The organism is Flavobacterium sp. FlaQc-57, from assembly GCF_044007395.1.
In the GTDB taxonomy this organism is placed as follows: domain Bacteria; phylum Bacteroidota; class Bacteroidia; order Flavobacteriales; family Flavobacteriaceae; genus Flavobacterium.
On record NZ_JBIPDA010000008.1, the window covers coordinates 65,841 to 86,528 of the forward strand.

Annotated in this window: 13 protein-coding genes; 9 read left to right on the forward strand and 4 right to left on the reverse strand. The window is 32.6% G+C overall.

Going from position 1 to position 20,688, the window contains the following annotated elements:
* Positions 1–87: 87 nt before the first annotated feature.
* The 3 genes from ACHRVZ_RS20730 to ACHRVZ_RS20740 all read right to left on the reverse strand — a co-directional run bounded on the left by ACHRVZ_RS20730 (position 88) and on the right by ACHRVZ_RS20740 (position 10,266).
* The gene (locus ACHRVZ_RS20730) at positions 88–876 is read right to left on the reverse strand and encodes a 4'-phosphopantetheinyl transferase family protein (protein WP_395424932.1); all 789 of its coding nucleotides are present in this window, start codon (positions 874–876) and stop codon (positions 88–90) included.
* Complete coding sequence (locus ACHRVZ_RS20735; RefSeq protein ID WP_395424933.1) at positions 863–4,873, reverse strand: amino acid adenylation domain-containing protein; 4,011 nt, start codon at positions 4,871–4,873, stop codon at positions 863–865. Before ACHRVZ_RS20735 ends, ACHRVZ_RS20730 begins: the two co-directional genes overlap by 14 nt.
* Before the next feature lie 77 nt (positions 4,874–4,950).
* Positions 4,951–10,266: an amino acid adenylation domain-containing protein gene (locus ACHRVZ_RS20740; RefSeq protein WP_395424934.1), complete on the reverse strand. Its 5,316-nt coding sequence runs from the start codon at positions 10,264–10,266 to the stop codon at positions 4,951–4,953.
* Positions 10,267–11,167: 901 nt separating this feature from the next.
* Between ACHRVZ_RS20740 and ACHRVZ_RS20745 the strand changes: the two genes are divergently transcribed.
* From ACHRVZ_RS20745 to ACHRVZ_RS20765, 5 genes are all read left to right on the forward strand, one after another.
* A complete protein-coding gene (locus tag ACHRVZ_RS20745) occupies positions 11,168–11,692 on the forward strand; it encodes a T9SS type A sorting domain-containing protein (RefSeq protein WP_395424935.1) in 525 nt (174 codons plus the stop codon).
* A gap of 12 nt (positions 11,693–11,704) precedes the next feature.
* On the forward strand, positions 11,705–12,430 hold the full coding sequence (locus tag ACHRVZ_RS20750; protein WP_395424936.1) for a hypothetical protein: 726 nt from the start codon (positions 11,705–11,707) through the stop codon (positions 12,428–12,430).
* Entirely contained in the window at positions 12,427–14,601 is a 2,175-nt protein-coding gene (locus tag ACHRVZ_RS20755; protein ID WP_395424937.1) for a hypothetical protein, read from the forward strand. Before ACHRVZ_RS20750 ends, ACHRVZ_RS20755 begins: the two co-directional genes overlap by 4 nt.
* A 721-nt stretch (positions 14,602–15,322) precedes the next feature.
* Positions 15,323–15,553 carry a helix-turn-helix transcriptional regulator gene (locus tag ACHRVZ_RS20760; RefSeq protein ID WP_144219045.1) on the forward strand — a complete coding sequence of 77 codons (231 nt, stop codon included), beginning with the start codon at positions 15,323–15,325 and terminating at the stop codon, positions 15,551–15,553.
* Positions 15,554–15,643: 90 nt separating this feature from the next.
* A complete protein-coding gene (locus tag ACHRVZ_RS20765; protein ID WP_395424938.1) occupies positions 15,644–15,847 on the forward strand; it encodes a helix-turn-helix domain-containing protein in 204 nt (67 codons plus the stop codon).
* Between the two features lie 91 nt (positions 15,848–15,938).
* On the opposite strand, the gene ACHRVZ_RS20770 is transcribed toward ACHRVZ_RS20765, so the two are convergent.
* On the reverse strand, positions 15,939–16,406 hold the full coding sequence (locus ACHRVZ_RS20770; RefSeq protein WP_395424939.1) for a UpxY family transcription antiterminator: 468 nt from the start codon (positions 16,404–16,406) through the stop codon (positions 15,939–15,941).
* A gap of 615 nt (positions 16,407–17,021) precedes the next feature.
* Here ACHRVZ_RS20770 and ACHRVZ_RS20775 point away from each other — a divergent pair.
* The 4 genes from ACHRVZ_RS20775 (at position 17,022) to gmd (ending at position 20,662) form a co-directional block, all read left to right on the forward strand.
* The gene (locus ACHRVZ_RS20775) at positions 17,022–17,456 is read left to right on the forward strand and encodes an adenylyltransferase/cytidyltransferase family protein (RefSeq protein ID WP_395424940.1); all 435 of its coding nucleotides are present in this window, start codon (positions 17,022–17,024) and stop codon (positions 17,454–17,456) included.
* Entirely contained in the window at positions 17,446–18,447 is a 1,002-nt protein-coding gene (locus ACHRVZ_RS20780; RefSeq protein ID WP_395424941.1) for a mannose-1-phosphate guanylyltransferase, read from the forward strand. Before ACHRVZ_RS20775 ends, ACHRVZ_RS20780 begins: the two co-directional genes overlap by 11 nt.
* A 56-nt stretch (positions 18,448–18,503) precedes the next feature.
* Positions 18,504–19,457: a GDP-L-fucose synthase family protein gene (locus ACHRVZ_RS20785; RefSeq protein ID WP_395424942.1), complete on the forward strand. Its 954-nt coding sequence runs from the start codon at positions 18,504–18,506 to the stop codon at positions 19,455–19,457.
* Between the two features lie 80 nt (positions 19,458–19,537).
* Positions 19,538–20,662 (forward strand): GDP-mannose 4,6-dehydratase, encoded by a 1,125-nt coding sequence (gmd, locus tag ACHRVZ_RS20790; RefSeq protein ID WP_395424943.1) that lies wholly within the window; start codon positions 19,538–19,540, stop codon positions 20,660–20,662.
* Positions 20,663–20,688 lie beyond the last annotated feature (26 nt).

Consider the following 20,688-nt stretch of genomic DNA (forward strand, 5'->3'; position numbering starts at 1 on the left):
TACTTTTTAAATACGATAGAAGCATTTTTTGGGATCAATTTCGGGGAATATTCAGATTTTAGATAACCGTATTTATCAAACAAAGAATCATTTCTTATTAGGCATATCTAAAATGTATTCCATTTTATTAGGTAAAACATAGAATATCAGATTTCTGGAAGTTGCTGATAAATCTTCAAAAGCTACAGCGCCCAAATAATGATTGGCAAGATTAAAACTATTTACCTGCCAGTTTTTGCTGTTTTTTATCAGATCAAAATCAATATCGTGTTGTCCATCTAAACTCGGAATGTGTTTAAAATCTTCGTCGATACCTTTTCCCAGTGCTTTTACAAAGGCTTCCTTACGTGTCCAGGAAGTATAAAAAGCGTGTTTTTTATCGGCCGCATTTTGAATTTGTAAAATTTGGTTATCATCAAAAACATCGGGAAGAAGACTTGTAAAGTTGAAATCTTCTGACATATATTCGATATCTAATCCTACGTTTTTACGCGAAACTGCTATTGCAGCAAAGTCCTCTGAATGTGAAACATTAAAAAAGAGCCATGGATGTGATGCCAAATATGGTTTTTTATTAAAATGATAATCAAGATAAATATTTTTTACGCTCAAATTAGTATGAGCTGCAAGGATAAATTTTAAAATCGACCTATATATAATAAATCGGTCCCTGTCTATTTCTTTAAAAAAGCGTTGTGCTTTCTTAAGTTCTTTAGAAGTTAAAAAATTAGATAAATCAGATTTTAGTTCAATAAAATCAGGCAGATAAATGGTGTAAATGACTATTTCGTCAGTATCTAAAGAATCTAGTTTACAAGGGATCAGTTTTACATCCTTTACAGTTGAATATTCAATAAAAGATTTAGATGTTTTCATGTTTCTGATCTAAAATGTCCTGGAGCAATCTTGCTAAAACTTTGTCATTTGGCGGCGCTACAATATCTAAGTGATTTCCTGAGATATTATGAATTTTAACTCCTCCTAATGCGGCTTTTTTCCATCCCAAATTTGTTGGATCTATTTTATAATCATCATCATCTATTGATCGAAATAAATCTACTTCAATGTTTTGCGGTTTAAGATGATAGCGGTCAACAATTTTCTTAACCATCCCATCAGCTTCTATAAATTGCTGAAGTGCTAATTCTTCTTGTTCTGTCATTAAAACTTTCTTACCAAAATGTCTTTGTAGTATGTATTCTTTTTTTCCATTAATACGCATTTTAAAAGCCTTCCAGCTCAATAACATTTCTTTTAAAAAGTCTAATCTTCGATGTGTAATATCTAAGTATCTAACAAGTTGTTTTCGTCTGTAATTTCCATAATAATAAGACGAATCGACATAAGAATCGAGTAGTGCCGTAAGACTTACTGTTTTTCCCTGCGCTTTTAATTGACGTGTCATTTCAAAAGCTACAATACCGCCAAAAGAAAAACCTGCTAAAGCATATGGCCCTTTTGGATTTACTTTTATAATAGCATCTATATAATGAGCAGCCATGGCTTCAATTGATTCATACCATCCTTCAAAACCCTTTGGTTTAGTGCCCTGAATACCATAAATAGGCTGGTCGTCATCAAAGTGCTTACTTAAATTAACGAAGTTTAAAACGTTAAGTCCCGCTCCGTGAACAATAAAAAGCGGTGCTTTATTTCCTTTAGCTTTTATGGGAACTAAACAATCAGAATAAATTTCAGTTCCTGTATTTAATAGTTTGGCAAACTTCTCAACCGTTGAATATTTAAACAATGCTGATAAAGGAATTCGTTTGCCAATATGTTTTTCTATTTCAATCATGACCTTGACTCCCTTTATTGAATGTCCGCCCATTTCGAAAAAATCACTAAAAATATCGATATCCTCAATACCTAAACTTTCTTTCCAAATAGTAGCAACTATGTTCTCCTCTTCTGTTCGCGGTGCGGTATAGTTGATCTTTTTGTTTGTTTTGTATTGTGATAATGCTTTACGGTCTATTTTACCGTTAAGCGTTGTGGGTATTTTTTCCAATAAATTAAAATCATGCGGAATTAATTGTACTGGAAGTTGCGAGGCTAAAGCTTCGCGCCATAAAGAAATTTGATTTTCGGCGTTTTCTAAGCTGGAATCAGGTACAATATGGGCTACAAGAAAATTTTCGTTAGCTAACACAACAGCAGATTTAATTCCGTCAAGAGAGAGAAGAGCTTGTTCTACCTCGCCAGGCTCGATGCGATGTCCTCTAATTTTAACTTGCTGATCCAGACGGCCCAAACATTCTATTTCGTTGTTCGGAAGTAGTTTTCCCAGATCACCGGTACGATAAATTATATCGTTTTTAATACCGGAAAATTTGTTTTCAATAAATTTTTCCGCCGTGAGTTCAGGTCTGTTCCAATAGCCTTTTGCTACACCATCACCACCAATTAAAATTTCGCCAATGTTTCCCGGTGCTACAAGTTGACCTTGCTCATCAATAATATAAATTTGTGTATTGCCAATTGGTTTACCAATAGTTATTAATTTGTCATCAGCTTTAATTTGCTTAGCAGATGACCATACTGTAGTTTCTGTTGGGCCATATACATTCCAAAGAGTATCACATTTTGATAAAAGCTCTTTGGCAAGATCTGCAGGCATTGCTTCACCACCGCATAAGGCTTTAACTGGTAATGCATCAGTCCATCCTGAGTCTAAAAGCATTGACCAGGTAGTAGGAGTAGCTTGTAAAAAATTAATGTTTTCACTTTTAACTAATTCAAGTAAAAGTCTTCCGTCTCTGGCAGTTTCATGGTCTGCTATTATTAATGTCGCTCCTTTAATAAGTGGTAAAAACAATTCTAAACCAGCAATATCAAATGAAATTGTAGTTATAGAAAGTAGTCTGTCATTTTCATTGATTCCAGGTTCTATGGCCATACTGCAAAGAAAATTCACCAGATTTTTATGCGTGATAGGAACACCTTTTGGGTTACCGGTTGATCCAGATGTATAAAGAATATACGCCATATTTTCCGGACTAACGGTATTGGCTAATGGCTGTGTTGAGTATTGGTCTAATGAATCAATGGCATCTTCTATAAAAAGTGTTTGGGGCCATGAAGGTAAAGACGCAAACAATGTTTTGCTCGTTAATAAAACTTTTGCCCCCGAATCATTCAGCATAAACTCTAAACGATCTTTAGGATATTCAGGATCTAACGGCAAATAAGCTGCTCCGCATTGCAAAATTGCTAACAAAGTGTAAAGCAGTTCCGGACTTCTTGAAAAAGAAACTGCAATAAAATCACCAGATTCAACACCTTGCGCTTTTAAATAATGTGCCAGTTGATTTACTTTTTTATGTAATTCTTGATACGTTGTTTTAGAATCATGAAATTCTAATGCTATATTATCTGGAGTAATTTCTGCTTGTTTTCTAAGTAATTCGATTAAGGATACATTTGGATAGGACATTTCGGTACTATTTAAAGTACTGTACTCTGTTAAATAATTTCCTCCTACAAGGTCTGATAATGGATTGTTTGCGTTAGATATTATTTTTTTCATAATCTCTTCAAATGAATACATCATTTTTTTTATAGTTTCTTCTTTGAATAATGTAGTATTGTAAGACCATTGAAATGAAGGCCCGTTTTTGGTTCTAAACAGATGAAGTTGAATTTCAAAAGTTGCAAATTCTCTTGGGTTTAGTGTAAATTCATGTGATAGACCTTTAAATGAAAACTCATTTTCTATAGTTCGATTCAAATCAACTGTAAGTATAACTGGAACTAAAGGAATTCTGGAAGGATCTCTCGCAATAGCAAAACTTTTTAAGAGATGACCAAAACTAACTTGTTGATGTTCATAGGCATCAAATAGTTCTGAATTTCTTTGTTTTAAGTATTCTGAGAAAGTAATTTCGGGATTAATTTTACTCCGCAACGGAAGCAGGTTAACACAATGACCAATTAATTGCCTCATATCGTATAATGTATTTCCTGAAGAAGGAAATCCTACAACTAAATCATTTTGCCCCGTAATTTTACATAAAAAGACTTCAAAAGCAGCCAGTAAAGTGGTAACTAAACTACAGCCTGCATTTATTCCTATATTTTTTAACCCGTTTATAATGTTATCATCTGAATAAAAATCAAGACGGCTGCTATTGTATGCACGTAACGTAGGTCGTACGTGATCTAGCGGCAATTCGACTACAGGAACAGATTCTTTATAAATATCAATCCAAAATTTTTCTAAAGGCTTGTATTCGCTGCTTTCCATAAAAGAATTTATTTTTTCAGCAAATTCACTAAAACGTATCGCCGTTGGTAGTTTTGGTTCTTTATTTTCAATATATGCAGAATAAATTGTACCTAATTCTTCCAGCACTATATCAACACTTAGTCCGTCTCCAACAATATGGTGAATTGTTATGGTTGCAAGATGTTCAAACTCGTCGACTTTAAGTAAGCTAACTCTAAATAAGGGACCGTTTACAAGATCAAAAAGAACATTAACTTCTTCTTTAACTAAAGCCTTAATTGAGCGTTCTTTTTCGATCGTTGGTAAGTCAGAAAAATCATTATGAGAAATTTCGAAATTAACATTACTAAAAATGCACATAAATCTTGCGTCTGGACTAAATGTAGCTCTCAAACCTTCATGGCGTTTTACCAAAGTATCTACTGCTCGCTCAAATGTATCTACTACTAAATTACCTTTAAGTTTAAGAGATACGGATAGATTGTAAGCTTTGTTTGCATCACTGCCTCCAAAAATACAATCCGACCATATTTCCTGTTGCGAATTTGTAGTTTGAATTACACGTTCGATTTCAGGTGAAAATGGATTAAATTGAATTTCTGTTTCAGTTTCCATTTCTGTTTGTATTTGAGGTTGATTTTTCATTATGATACTATTTTAAAAGTAATTGATATTTTAAACTGATTATTTTAAATCAATTACTAGTTGTCTTTAGCTGATTTTTATAGTTTGATCTTTACGAAATTTCCGTTTTGAGTAGGATCTTCGATAAACCATGCCGGATTTCCATTTTCATCCCGTCCCAGTTTACTGCCTTGAACAGGAGGTTCATTCGCCATTATGGTATACTTTTTTTCATGAATAGTACTTTCAATTGGTTGTTGATCATTTGTCTCGGTTATATCAAAAGACTTTTCTTTTTTGTGAATTCCGTTAGTTCCATTTGTTTCGACTTGATTTGTACTATTAAATTTAGTTACATCGAAATGTTCGGCTTTTAGACTGACAAATGAAGTATTTCCGTTTGATGAAGAACTCTGATAATTTTGTATTAAATCTACTTTTTGACTTAAAATCTGGATTTGCTGAACAATATGCTCTAATGAAATTTGATTTAAAGATGATTGTATTCCGTTTGATGATGTATTAGATTCAATAGTTTGATTAACAACTATTTTATTTTCTTTACTGAAATTGATTGGGTGACTTTCCGGTAAATTAAGGTCGATGTAATCAGCTAAGAGTAATGGTGTTGAAAAGCTCTCATTAAGTTGTCTAAAAGTGATTGGTAAATCAAACTCTTTTTTCAATTTTCCTGATAATTGCGTTAGTGATAATGAATCTAGACCTAATTCTAAGAAAGTATAAGAAGCTGAATCAGAATCATAAGTTATTCCTGAGGCATTTTTTATAATTTCTGAAATATTATAAAGGATTGAATCTTTTTTTGACTCATTTGCTGTGACAGTACTTTTTTCAGTTTCTGTTGAAATTACTGCCGTATCAAAAGAAACCAAAGGTTTTTGAATTATTGTTGTTTGAATAGTGTTCAGAGGTTCGATCCAGCAAAGTTTACGATCAAAAACATAACTCGGCAGTTCGATTTTTTGTCTTTGTTGTTGATTGTAAAAAGATTTCCAATCAGGATTTATACCTCTCATCCACAAATCGCCCAAGGCATTTAATATTGTGAAGTATTCATTTTCCTGTTCATCTTTTGGAAAAGTTAAACTAGGAAAAGCAGCTATAATTTTGCCGGCAGCCTGTTGGCGGGCTAAAGTAGTTAATGTTTGACCCGGACCAACTTCTAATAATATAAAATCATCCAATTCAAACGCAGTATCCATCGCATCTGCAAATCTCACAGTATTTTTTAAATGGTTGACCCAATACATTGGGTTTGTCGCTTCTGTATCAGTAAGCCAAGTTCCCGACACTGTCGAAATAATTGGCAATCTTGGGATATTTAATTTTATTTTTTCTAACTCATTTTTGAATGTATCTAAAATAGGATCCATCATGAATGAGTGAAAGGCATGACTTGTATTGAGTAATTTATTTGGAATGTCTTGAGCATCGAGCTCCTGATTAAATTGTGCAATGTCTTCTTTTGTACCTGAAACAACACAAAACTGATTTGCATTTATAGCGGCAACTGAGAGTGTATCAGGAATTAATTCATTGAGCTTATCTATTGGTACACGAACAATTAACATAGAGCCGCCCGGAAGTTCGCTGATCAATTTTCCTCTAATCGCAACGATATGTAAGGCGTCTTTTAAACTTAGAATTCCGGCCAAATGTGCTGCAGTAAATTCGCCAATACTATGACCGCAAAGAAAAGTTGGTTTTATTCCCCAGCTCATCCATAATTGTGACAATGCATACTCAGTAACAAATAAAGCAGGCTGTGTTAAGCGAGTATCTTTTAACAGCTCTTCGCCTTCAGTAGAATTAATTTCAGGATAGATTATGTCTCTAATATCCAGTTTTAAATCGTCCGTCAAAAGTTCTGCACACTTGTCTATAGCTTCACGATATACTTTTTCGTTGTCGTAAAGTGTTTTTCCCATTTGTAAATACTGAGCTCCTTGTCCAGGAAAAAGAAATCCTAATTCGCTTGGAGCATTTTTTAATATTGAGGATTTGGTATTTTTAGTTTTTAGAGAAATCAATTTTTCGGCAGCATCATTTGTAGAATTGGCTATTAAAAAGCTTCGATGATTAAAGTCATCTCTCGTCATATTTAAAGAATAAGCAATATCTGCTAAAGGAGTGTTTTTTGATTTGTCAATAAAATGACCCAATGTATTTTCATACCCCAATAAACTGTTTTGATTTTTTGCTGACCACATAAGTATTTCAAGAGGTCGCCCGGCTGAAGACGGGATAGGTTTCATTTCATATTCTTCGACAATCGCATGAACATTTGTACTACCTATTCCAAAAGAACTTATACCAGCTCTTCTTTTGCCGTCTGCTTTCCAATCAATTAATTTGTTGTTGATGAAAAAAGGGCTATTATCAAAATCTATATTGGGGTTTGGTTTATTAAAATTAACCATCGGTGGTATTTGCTTATGCTGCATCGACAACAATACTTTAATTAATCCCGCAACTCCGGCAGCAGCTGTAGTATGCCCCATATTACTTTTGATAGAACCTAATGCGCAAAAATTGTTTTTTTCCTGTTTGCCATATGCAATTCTAAGTCCTTCTATTTCTATTGGATCTCCGATTGGAGTTGCGGTACCATGCGCTTCCATATAACTAATTGTAGAAGGTGATATTTGTGCATCGTTAAACGCATTAATTATAGCTCCGGCTTGACCTTTTGGACTTGGTGCCATAAAACTGCCTTTGTCTCCACCATCATTATTTACGCCAACTCCTTTAATTACTCCATAAATAATATCGCCATCTTTTTCAGCTTCTTCTAATCTTTTAAGTAAAACTACTCCGGCTCCGTCACTAAAAACGGTTCCTTTTCCTGAAGCTTCAAAAGACCTTGTAGAGCCATCAGGGCTTTTTATAAAACCATCGTCGTAAAGATGGCCGCTATTAATTGGGCAGGTAACGCTGGATCCTCCTGCAAGAGCAACATCACACATACCGGTTCTTATTGCTTTCACCGCTTCGGCAACTGCCAATAATGAAGTTGAACAGGCTGAATGTACACTAACAGATGGACCTTTTAGGTTTAAATGATAAGAAGTGCGAGGAGCAATAAAGTCTTTTCCATTTACGGTATAAATCTGTAATTCTCCAATTGAACTTTTTAGTTCATTGTTATTAAATATATTATTTTCATAATAAGTATTGATTTCACTGCCAGAATATACTGCAATACTTCCTTTATAATGTTTAGGCAAATGTCCTGCTTTCTCTAATGCTTCGAATGAAATTTCTAAAAACACTCGTATTTGAGGATCCATTGCGGCAGCAAGCTGTGGGTTTAACCCGAAGAAATGAGCATCAAAAGTTTTAGCAGAAGGCAAAATTCCTCTTGCACCTATATAAAGCGGATCGTTACGAAGGCTTTCGGGTAAACTGCTGTCCAGTTCTTCTTTTGTAAATAAGGAGATAGTTTCTTTTCCATCTCTTAGATTTTCCCATAATTCATCTATTGTATCGGCACCTGGAAACCTTCCGGCCATACCAATTATGGCAATGTCTTCAGAAGTTGTTTTATTATTTTCTTTAAATGCAAACAAATTTTCGTTGGCAGTATCACTATTGTTTTCTTCTAAAATAGCAGCAAGTTCTCTAATTGTAGGATGAATATAGATTTTTGAAACAGGTACATCTTTAGACAGATTTTGCCTCATTAATGATGTTACTTTTTGCGCAAGAACAGAACTGCCTCCCATGTCAAAAAAATCATCATCGATACCAATACTTGACATTTTTAATTCTTCGCTCCAGATTTTTGCAATATCTTTTTCTAATTGTGTATTGGGTTTCTTAAAGAGAGGAGCAGAATCAGGTCTGTTATATTCGGGTACTGGTAAATTCTTTTTGTCAATTTTTCCATTAGGTGTTATTGGGAAATCTTCTACCCATATGTATAGAGACGGTAGTAGTATCTCAGGTAAAATTTTAGAAAGCGAGTCGTGAATCTGTTTTTCATCTTGCAATAAATCACCGGATTTTAAATAAGCCACCAGTTTATCTTCATTTCCAAAATGATTACTAACAATTACTGCAGATTGTTTTATACCTGTTAAACTATTTAAAGTAGCTTCTATTTCACCCAATTCAATACGATGTCCTCTAATTTTTACTTGGTGATCTATACGTCCTAAACATTGAAGCTCTCTATTTGGTAATAATTTGCCTAAATCTCCTGTTCGATAAAGAACAGAATTTGATGCTGTAGAAAACGGATCTTCAATAAATTTTTCAGCTGTAAGTTCTGGTCGTTTCCAATAACCTTCTGCGACTCCATCACCACCAATAACTATCTCACCAATTGTTCCCGGCACAACAATTTGATTGTGCTCATCTAACAAGTAGATTTGTGTGTTTGCAATTGGTAATCCAATTGATATTAATTCATCGTCAGCATGAATTTGTTTCACAGCAGACCAAATTGTGGTTTCGGTAGGGCCATACATATTCCAAAGAGAGTCGCATCGCGAAATAAGTTGACGTGCAAGATTCAAAGGCATAGCTTCGCCACCGCAAAGTGCTTTTAAAGCAAGCGGCGTTTCCCAACCGGAATCAAGTAATAACTGCCAGGTCGTTGGTGTGGCTTGTAGTATTGTAATTTCTTTTTTTTGTAGAACATCCCGTAAAAGTTGACCGTCACGAATCGTTTCATAGTCGGCAAAAACTACTGTGGCACCTTTAATTAATGGCAAAAACAACTCTAATCCCGCAATATCAAAGGAAATTGTAGTAATTGATAACAATTTGTCTTCGGCATTTATACCGGGCTCGAGCGCCATACTATAAAGAAAGTTTACTAAATTTTTATGAGTTACAGTCACTCCTTTAGGTTTTCCTGTAGATCCTGAAGTATACATTATATAGGCAACAGTTTTGTTCGAAACCGTGGCAGGAAGCGGTGTTGCAGGATATTGTTCGAGAGAAGAGATTATATCTTCAATTAATATCTTTTTTGAAGAATTTGGTAAAGAATCTGAGAGTGCTTTTGTAGTTAATAAAAAACTGGCTTCAGAGTCTTCCAGCATAAATTCCAGACGTTCAGTTGGAAATTTAGGATCTAAGGGTAAGTATGCAGCTCCACATTGTAAAATTGCAAAAAGAGAAGCGATTAAATCAGGGCTTCGATCCATAGAAACAGCAACAATTTGTCCTGAAGATAAACCTTGCGCCAAAAAATAATTGGCCATTTGATTTATCATTTTTGCTAATGCTCTATAAGTAATCTTACGATTTTCAAATTCAAGTGCTATGGAATCAGGAGACGCTTCGGCTTGTTTTGCAAAAAGTTCATGTAGCGGATTTTCGGGATACTCCATTTTGATCCAATTCATCTCTTTGTCTAAATTATTGTTGTTAGATCTTTTCATTTTAATCATCTTAAAATTAAAGTTGAACAAAATAATATGATAATATTAGCGTTGAACTAAAAGAGACGGGTTTAAATTACTGGCTAATAATGTGTTAGTTGGTAATGAATACATTTTTTTATTACAATTTTTACTTAGTTAATAAATAGATGTAAGAATTTTGATTGGCTTTAGTCTTTATTTTGTCTCCATATTAAAATAGTATTTGCAGCTCATTATTCAATAAGTTGATCAAAAAAAGGAAAAATTTTTCACTAATACTTGTATATTCTATATAAAGCTATTATTCTCGATGAACAGCATATTTTAAATTGAATAGGACAAATTTTATTAAAAAACGATAAGGTTTTGTTTCTTCTTTTAGATGCTTTTTTTATTCATTTTAAAATACTGTTTAAATTATCATTTTGTGTTAGTAAATTATATTTTTAAAAAAAATGGTATTGAATTGATACATTTTAAAAAATAAATAAGTAACTTTATTTTTTATTTAAGTGCTTTAAAATCAAATAGATAAAAGTTAATTAAATAGATATTTTTAAGTTTTTGCCCTATATAATTATGAAATAGAAGCGATATAGGAGGCTATATTGAAGATTAGATAAAAAGCTCCTGTTAATGTAATTTATTGAAGTGAATTAGCGTTGTCTTATAAATAACAACTTGTTTAAATTGGAAGTCAAAAAGATTTCGTCATAATATAACTAATATCATATTAATTCATTTTTTTTTTAATGATCTGTCAAAGAATAAAATCAAGTATTCGATTTTTTTGATGTAAGTAAAAAATCATTAAAATACTACATTTAGTGTGGTTTATCGGAAATAATTTAAATTATATCGATTAGATTTTGAAATTAAATATTTTTGCAGTATAAACAAGTATTAAGAATATTGAGCTGTGAACTATCTAAGATTGAAATATTTAAAACTAATCATAATTGCAATATTATTTCCTTTTATAGGGAATAGTCAAAGTGCGCAAACTACCAATATTATGGGAGCCATAGTGGCAACTGGTAGTAATGCGACAGGAAGTTCAGGATCAGTTTCTTACTCAATTGGTCAGGTATTTTATACTTATAATGGAGTAGGATCAGTTTATAATGTGGCTCAAGGTATACAACAGCTTAGAAAAGATGAAATGTTAGATGTACCTGAAGTTGACAAACCTACTACAGCACAAATATTTGTTTTCCCAAATCCTACAACCGATTTTGTTAATATTAGCATGAATGGATTAGAGTTAGAAAGCGGACAGCGATCTTATAAGCTTTATGACATACAAGCCAGGCTTTTAAAACAAAATAAAATTGATCAAATTGAAACTCAGGTTAGTCTAAATAATCTTAGTTCATCAATTTATGTACTTGTAGTATATGTGGATAATAAAATTTTGAAATCATTTAAAGTAGTAAAAAACTAAAAAGAAAATATAATGAGACTTGCACATACCCTTTTATTATTATTTGTGACTGTAACACTTAAGGTATTTGCACAAGCACCGGAAAAAATGAGTTATCAGGCAATTATGCGTGCACAAGACAATAGCTTGGTTGTTAATTCGAGAGTTGGCCTTAGGATTATAATACATCAAAGCACTTCGACTGGTACTGTTGCTTATCAGGAAACTCAGACTCCTACTACAAATGCAATTGGTCTTGTTTCTCTTGAAATTGGTACAGGAACGGTGGTTACCGGAGATTTTAGTAAAATCGCCTGGGATAAAGGACCCTATTTTATAGAAACACAAGTAGATGTAAAAGGCGGCGTTAATTATGATATTACCGGAGTTACCCAGCTTTTAAGTGTGCCTTATGCGCTATATGCAAAAACAGCTGGTACAAGTGGTGCTCCAGTTAAAGCAGTAATCATTTCATTTACTTCTTCCAGAAATGTTGCTGTCGCAGATATCAATAATACAATAGAATGTACAACATCGGCGACCTTAACATTAACTGCTGATTTTGGAAGTATGTTAGTAGGTGAAACTATTAATTTAGAAGCTCATAATGGTGCTGTGTTAACAATACAAGCAGCATCAGGTGTATCAATTAATTATAATGCAAGCGGAAGTGCAAAGTTTACTAGTGTTTCAGGAAACGTAAGGTTTGGATTTCTTAGAAAAACTAGCGCAAATTCCTATATTATATCGGGACAATGAAACATCTAATTTACTTTTTACTCTTTTCAACTGCAGTTTTCTCGCAAAACTATCATTATGCAATTGATGAGGCTCCGGCTAAAACTCCGGGCGTAGAAAACCAACTGGAAGAAATCGCATATTTTGGTGCTTATTTATTACCACTTACTCAAAAAGCGACTCTTCAGGTTGCTTTAGATAAATATGGCTCAGTGCGACTGGAAAAAGGAGATTATTCAGGAGTGAATATTGTCATGAAAAGTAATCAAAAATTATACGGACATCCCTCTTTAAATAAAATATCTGCTATTACGATAGCTGCTGGAAGTACCGGCGTTGTTTTAGAATCTTTGCTGCCTGCAGATCAAAATATAACCATGCAAGCGGGAGGAGTGATTTCTTATTGTACTTTTAAATCTATCAAATTTGGAACTTTAGTAGGAACAAATGTAATGATGGAGAACAATACTTTTATAAATTTTAGTGGACCAATACGAATTGATTGCAGTCAGTCTGGTTACATAAGAAACAATAAAATAATAAAACACCAATCGCAGGGAGGAGCAAATATGCTTGTCCTGAAAGGAAATAGTACCACGCCTAGTTATGGTAATGTTAGTCTGCATACTAATTTTTTAACGCCCCATGGTGATACTACTGATCTTGACGGCTTACGTTCTCTAACTTTTGTAGGTCTGGACGCTGAAGGGTGGAATCTTTCAGGAGAAGGAACAAAAGCAATGATTTCAGCAAATAATATTGGTGATGTGAAAATTACAAATTTTAATGGTGCAAATAGTTATTCAGCTGTTAAAACGCCATCTTTTGATATTGATGCTGCAAATGTTTTCTTTTTAGAGAAACCTATGAATTTTCCAACAGATGTATTGTCTTTAAGAGCCAATATGTTTTTGGTAAATGGAACTGGAACATATATTAGAAAACCGGGGACAGTAACAGGATTTGATCTTCTTGCAAATTTAAATAGTAGTAATATGATTAGATATAATGGAGTTGATCAAACTACTACTATGACAAATACCGCAGTCATTAATAATATATCAAACACTATTTTAGGAACTAAATACACACCGTGGAGCAGACCTTCATGGGAAACATTGCCGAATCCGTTAGGAGCAAACTGGAAAACTGACAGGGTAGGCAAGCCAGATCAGACAAGTTATATACAAGGATTAATTGATAGCAAAGGTGTTGCTGATTTACCTGAGGGTATTTTTTACATTGGTTCTACTTTAAAGCTTCCTGTTGATTCTAATCATGGTATTGTTGGCCAGGGAACCGGAAAAACAGTTATTGTAGGTTTAACCGATAATTTTCCGCTAATATCTCTTACCGGTGGTCAGGATGCTAATTTTATATTAGGTTATCTAACGCTTCAGGGCGGGAGCGTAGGGGTGTATTCTTCACAAGATTATGGATCACAGCATATTACTTATCAAAACATAAAGTTTGTAGTGTTTAGAAATCAAAATTATGGTATGCAGCTTAGACGAATGAAAGGATTTGATAACAACTTTCTTGATAATTTAGGTTTTGTTGATTGTAATATTGGTTTTTTTCAAGATCCTCTTACTCCTTATGCAAATGATATTGACACTTCTAGTTTTGTCGATAAAACTATGTTTTATAAAAATCAATTTATAAACAGCAGCACAGGAGTTTCTATGATGGCTACCAGAGCCGATAATTTAGATGCCTGGGTAGATTGTAAATTTGATGGAGGAAGAGTCGCTATTGCTTTAAATGCACAAAATACTCCATTAGCAGCAAATTGTGACTTTACCAATTATAGCGGAGTTAATATTATAACTAGTAATGTATTCTCTTTATACAATTCTAACATATACAATAACAAGACTACAGGGCCAACAATAAATGCAATTAGTACTAATATTGAAGGATGTCAATTTTCAGATAATGTTCCGTTGTTTTCACCGGTAATGTTTAATCCGTTAACTAATCATATTGTAAATTCAACAATTACAGGAAACGTAGTAACGCAAATTCCGGCAAATCAAGGTTATGGTTTAGAGTCTGCTATTTATGTAAATAGTACGTTTTTGGCAAACCCAACATTAAGTAAGTTATTGGTTAATGTAAAAGCGGGAGTTCCAACAGTGATAATTAATTCAACACCAAATTCATATCCACAGCTTTTGGTAACACAATAAAATAAATACAGTTGCAGAATTTATGATTGTATAAAGATCTTCAATTATTGTATGATATAAAAGTAAGGTTCAGATTAGTCAAGCTAATTTGAACCTTATTTTTTTTGATTATAGGGATCTGTTTTTAATTATGATAAAACGTGACACGATGAAATAGTTTTGCTTTTATATAGCTTTAAAACGATATGATATTGTTGAGAGACTATTGAACAAAATGAAAAATAAACTAATAAAAAAAAATGAGGACGTTTTTTTAGTTTATAGATTCTAATTTGAAATTTTTAGCATTTTTGATTTTTAAAAAAAATGTCTTTTTCTTCATTTTTGCCTTTTTTCATGTAAATGGGATGCAATCATACCAAGGAATACGTACAATTACGTGGCTGTTGTCCTATAAAATAAGGTTTTTTTGATATTAGTTGAGGGTTCTGAGAGCCGTAAAATGCAACAAGTTGTATTTTATCGGATTTTAAAATACGTTGAACAGATTTATTATTAAATAGTCGAAACATTATATATTTTTGATCGAAATTTAAAATGAATGATAAAGATAAAACGTCATTTAGCTTTAAACCTTGTTGATAATTGAATAGTTGCTGTAAAAAGATGATTTTTTTACAAATAAGATAAAGGAATAAAGATCTTATTATAGGAAATCATTAAAGGATGTGACAGTAGCTTCAAAATAAAAATTATTTATATTTTTTATTTTTTACTTTTTATGAAATATAGTGTATACGAAAATATTAGAAAGATAAGAGAATTAAAAAATTTTACTAGAGAGTATGTAGCCGCTGAATTAAAAATGAGCACCAGTGGTTATGGTAAAATTGAAAGAGGCGATGTCGATTTAACTGTTTCTAAATTAATTGAAATATCAAAAGTGTTAGAGGTTTCAATTGAATTCATATTTAAATTCGATGTTTCAATATTTTTTAGCGAAACCAGATAGAATACCCATATAATACCCATCAAAAACAAATCAAAATATTTTTATTAATAAAACTGAAATTAATCAAAATCAGTAATAAAAAATAAAGCCATGGAAAATTACTATTTAAAAATTAGAGAGTTTCGATTGCAAAACAATCACACCCCTGAGTACATTGCAATCCAAATGGAAATTAGTGTAAAAACATACGAAAAAATTGAGCAAGGTATGGTTGATCTTAAGCTGTCAAAACTAGATCAATTAGTAAAAATTTTAGGAATCAAGAAAAGTCAGATTTTCCAATTGGATAATTAATTTTTTTGAGAAAAATCATTTTACTTGATTCAATAAAACAGAAGAATTTCAAGTTGTTTTTTTTAACTTTTGAAAGCTCTTTTTTAATTCTCTATTTATGTTTTACTTTTAAAACATATCCCAACGATTCTAAGATTAAGACATAATGAGTTTTTGTAATGTCTTTTATCACTGCATTTTGATCACAAAAAGGACCGGAATTTAAATGTATTTTATCTCCAATTTGATACTGCATTACTGATATTTCTGAGGCAGTATCGCCACCTTCAAGCCATTCTTTGATTGTTTCAATTTCTCTGTCTTTTACAATCGCATGTCTTCCCAGCCAAAATAAAAATCGTACTACTCCGGGAGAATGAAATACTAAGTTTCGATCTTTTTCTGCTAATTGCACAAATATGTAATGATTAAACAATGGCATTTCTACCTTTACTTTCCTGTCTGATCTTTGCTGAACTTTTTTAATAACAGGACAATAACAATTGATGTTAAACTTAGTTAACTGTTCTGCAGCTCTTTTTTCCCATTTCGGTTTTGTGTATACTACATACCATTTCATAATCCTTAATTTATTTATCGTATTTGTAAATAAGTTTTTTTTAAAATAGAGTAAGCTGTTTATATCGGTATCCTTCTTGAAAAATAGAAACCTTATAATAGATAGTATTGACAATTTAATTTCGATTGAAATTGGTGTTTTTTACTATCTAAATTGTTGAGTAGTTCTTAGAAAATCATCCTAATAAGATATTAGATGGTTTCGTATATAAACTGAGATGTAAATTTAATTCTGAACATTTAAAAATACCAGTGCTTTTGATGTTAAAATATCCTTATTAAGGACAATTAGTCACAAAAATGCGATTTCTCATCAGGTACATTATTATAATTTTATTTTAAATTATTGTTAGATATAAAGCCTGTAATTGATTAAAATTTCTTGTTTTTTATTTCAGATTTTTTAGTCTTTTAATCGCAGTTAGCAAACATAATTTGTCAATTTTTAGACCATTTATTTTTTCTTTTTTGAGTAGTTAAATTGTAACTATTCACGGGGAACCCTTTTTCTAAATTTTAAAAAAAGCCTCGGAACCCCAATAAAATGGTTGTATTATTTTCGAAGACAATTCTACATTAATAAGCATATTTTTTTTAATTTAAAAACATTAAGCAGATGAGAACTGGAATAACATTTAGTGCTTTTGATTTGTTACATGCAGGGCACGTTAAAATGCTTGAAGAAGCAAAACAACATTGTGATTATTTAATTGTTGGTTTACAAACTGATCCAACATTAGACCGACCAACAAAAAACAAACCAACCCAAACTGTAGTAGAGCGCTACATACAGTTACAAGCCTGCAAGTTTGTTGATGAAATTGTTCCTTATGCAACAGAACAAGATCTGGAGGATATTTTGAAATCTTTCACAATTGATGTTCGCATTTTAGGTGATGAATATAAGGACAGAGATTTTACCGGCAGAACTTATTGCGAAGAAAAAGGAATCGAATTGTACTTTAATACAAGAGATCATCGCTTCTCCAGTACTAATTTGCGCAATGAAGTTTATCAGAAAGAAATTTTAATGCACTCAAATGGCAATTAATACTGTTACTCATGTAGTTTTAACCGGAGGCATTGGCAGTAGATTGTGGCCGCTTTCCAGAAAAACATTACCCAAACAATATCTTGAGCTTTTTGATGGGGAATCACTCTTTGAGAAAACGGTGGCCCGCAATCAAGATGTTTCTGATAAAATGATAGTGGTTGGAAATATTGAAAATTACAAAATGAGTAATTCCATAATGTCGAAATTCAATATTCCTTTTACTCATATTATTGAAGCAGTTCCTCGTAATACAGCCGCAGCAATTGCATTTGCCGCATTTGCATCAAAACCTGAAGATGTTTTATTGATTACGCCTTCTGATCATATAATAGAAGGAAATGATGCGTATGCCAGTGCTTTACAACAAGCCATTACATTAGCCAATCAGGATTTCCTGGTGACTTTTGGAATCAAACCCACTAAACCGGAAACAGGTTACGGCTACATCGAGTTTGAAAACGAAAATGTAATTGCATTTCACGAAAAACCAAATTTAGAAACAGCAAAGACTTATCTAAAAAGAGGAAATTATTTTTGGAATAGCGGACTATTTTGTTTCAAAGCAGGAAAGTTTTTAGAAGAACTGGAAAAACAGGAACCTGAAGTTTATAAAACTTCAAGAGCAGCCTGGAGCGCCAATAATGATGGCTTTTTAGATTATGATTTGTCATTAAGCATTCCTTCCATAAGTATTGATTATGCAGTTATGGAAAGAAGTAAAGACATTAAAGTAGTTCCTGCTCATTTCGAATGGTCGGATTTGGGTTCTTTCGAATCTGTTTACGATTATTTAGTTCAAAAAGGTCATCCTATCGATTCAAATAGGAATATAGTAATAGGAACCTCAATGCATACTACTTTTATAGGGGTAAAAAATTGTATATTAATTTATACCGCCGATGCTCTAATGGTTTTGCAAAAAGAAAATTCTCAAGAGGTAAAACAAGTTTACCAACAATTAGAATCTATTGCTTCACCATTATTATAAAATGAACTCTTGAAAGGATATAAATCACAAGTCTTTAAAAATTAAAAGTGCCTAAAATGATTGATAAAAATGCTATAATATATATTGCTGGACACAAGGGAATGGTTGGAAGTGCCATTTGGAGAACCTTGAAAGCAAAAGGTTATAATAATCTTATTGGAGCTTCAAGCAAAGAATTGGATTTAAGAGAACAAGAAGACGTTCGAAATTTTTTTCAAAAAGTAAAACCAGACGTCATTATAGATGCCGCTGCAAAAGTGGGAGGTATTTTGGCTAATAATGATTTTCCGTATCAGTTTTTAATGGAAAACATGCAAATTCAAAATAACCTGATTAGTGAAGCTCACAATTTTGGTGTAAATAAATTTATCTTTTTAGGAAGTTCCTGTATTTATCCAAAATTAGCCATACAACCATTAAAAGAAGAGTATTTGCTAACAGGTTCTTTAGAAAGTACAAACGAGTGGTATGCTATAGCAAAAATTACTGGCGTAAAATTATGTCAGGCGATACGCAAGCAATATAAAAAAGATTTTGTGAGTTTAATGCCAACAAATTTATATGGCATTCATGATAATTTTGATTTGAACAGTTCTCATGTTTTACCAGCGATGATTCGCAAATTTCATGAAGCCAAAGAAAACAATAATGCTTCAGTAATACTTTGGGGAACCGGTAAGCCTATGCGAGAATTTCTATTTGTAGATGATATGGCAGAAGCAGTCGTTTTTGCTTTAGAAAACCAACTTCCGGGATATTTGTATAATGTAGGAACAGGAGAAGATTTAACTATTAAGGAGCTAGCTTCTGCAATACAAAAAATTGTTGGTCATACCGGTGGGATTATTTGGGATGAAAGCAAACCTGACGGTACACCAAGAAAATTAATGGACGTTTCTAAAATGCATAACATTGGGTGGAAACACCAAGTGAATTTAGAAGAAGGAATACAAAAAACGTACAATTGGTTTCTGGAAAATGTTGAAAATTTAAAAGAAAAGGTTTATTAGTAATCAGTAAATCTCAAAAAAACTTAATAATTAATACTTGCAGCTTTGCTAAAATTGCTTTTGAAACTAATAACTAAATTATGAATCCATTAAAAAAAACGGCCTTTATTACTGGAATTACTGGACAGGACGGGGCTTATTTAAGCGAGTTTTTATTAGAAAAAGGTTATATAGTACACGGATTAAAAAGACGTACTTCTTTATTTAATACAGACCGAATTGACCATTTATATCAGGATCCTTATACAGAAAACAGGAATTTTATTTTGCATTATGGGGATATGACCGATAGTACAAATTTGACACGTTTAATTCAGCAAATTCAACCGGATGAGATTTATAATTTGGCAGCAATGAGTCATGTAGCTGTTTCATTTGAAACTCCTGAATATACAGGTAATGCAGATGGATTGGGAACTTTAAGACTTTTGGATTCAGTACGTTTATTAGGATTAGAAAATAAGACAAGAATTTATCAGGCATCTACTTCAGAATTGTATGGTAAAGTACAAGAAGTACCACAATCAGAAACAACTCCTTTTTATCCAAGATCGCCTTATGCAGTAGCTAAAATGTATGCTTTTTGGATAACTGTAAATTATAGAGAAGCTTATGGGATGTACGCCTGCAACGGTATCTTGTTTAATCATGAATCACCTATTCGTGGGGAAACTTTTGTAACACGTAAAATTACCAGAGCAGCTTCAAGAATAGCGTTAGGATTGCAGGATAAATTATACTTAGGAAATCTGGACGCACAGCGCGATTGGGGACATGCGAAAGATTATGTCCGAATGATGTGGATGATTTTACAAGCTGATGAACCAGAAGACTGGGTAATTGCTACAGGAAAAACTACCGCAGTTCGTGAATTTGTAAGAATGAGTTTTGCTGAGGTGGGTATTGAATTAGAATTTATAGGAAAAGGCGTAGAAGAGAAAGGGTTTGTTACATCTTGTAACAATCCAGATTACCAACTTTTAATAGGTAAAGAAGTATTAGCTGTAGATCCACATTATTTTAGGCCTACAGAAGTAGATTTATTAATTGGTGATGCTACAAAAGCTAAAACTAAGTTAGGTTGGGAGTGTAAATATGACCTATCGGAATTGGTAAAAGAAATGATGGAGTCTGATTTAAAGCTTATGAGAAAAGAACAGCACTTAAAGGATGGTGGTTATACGATCTTGAATTATTTTGAGTAACGAATTAAAGAAATAAAAAAAACTTT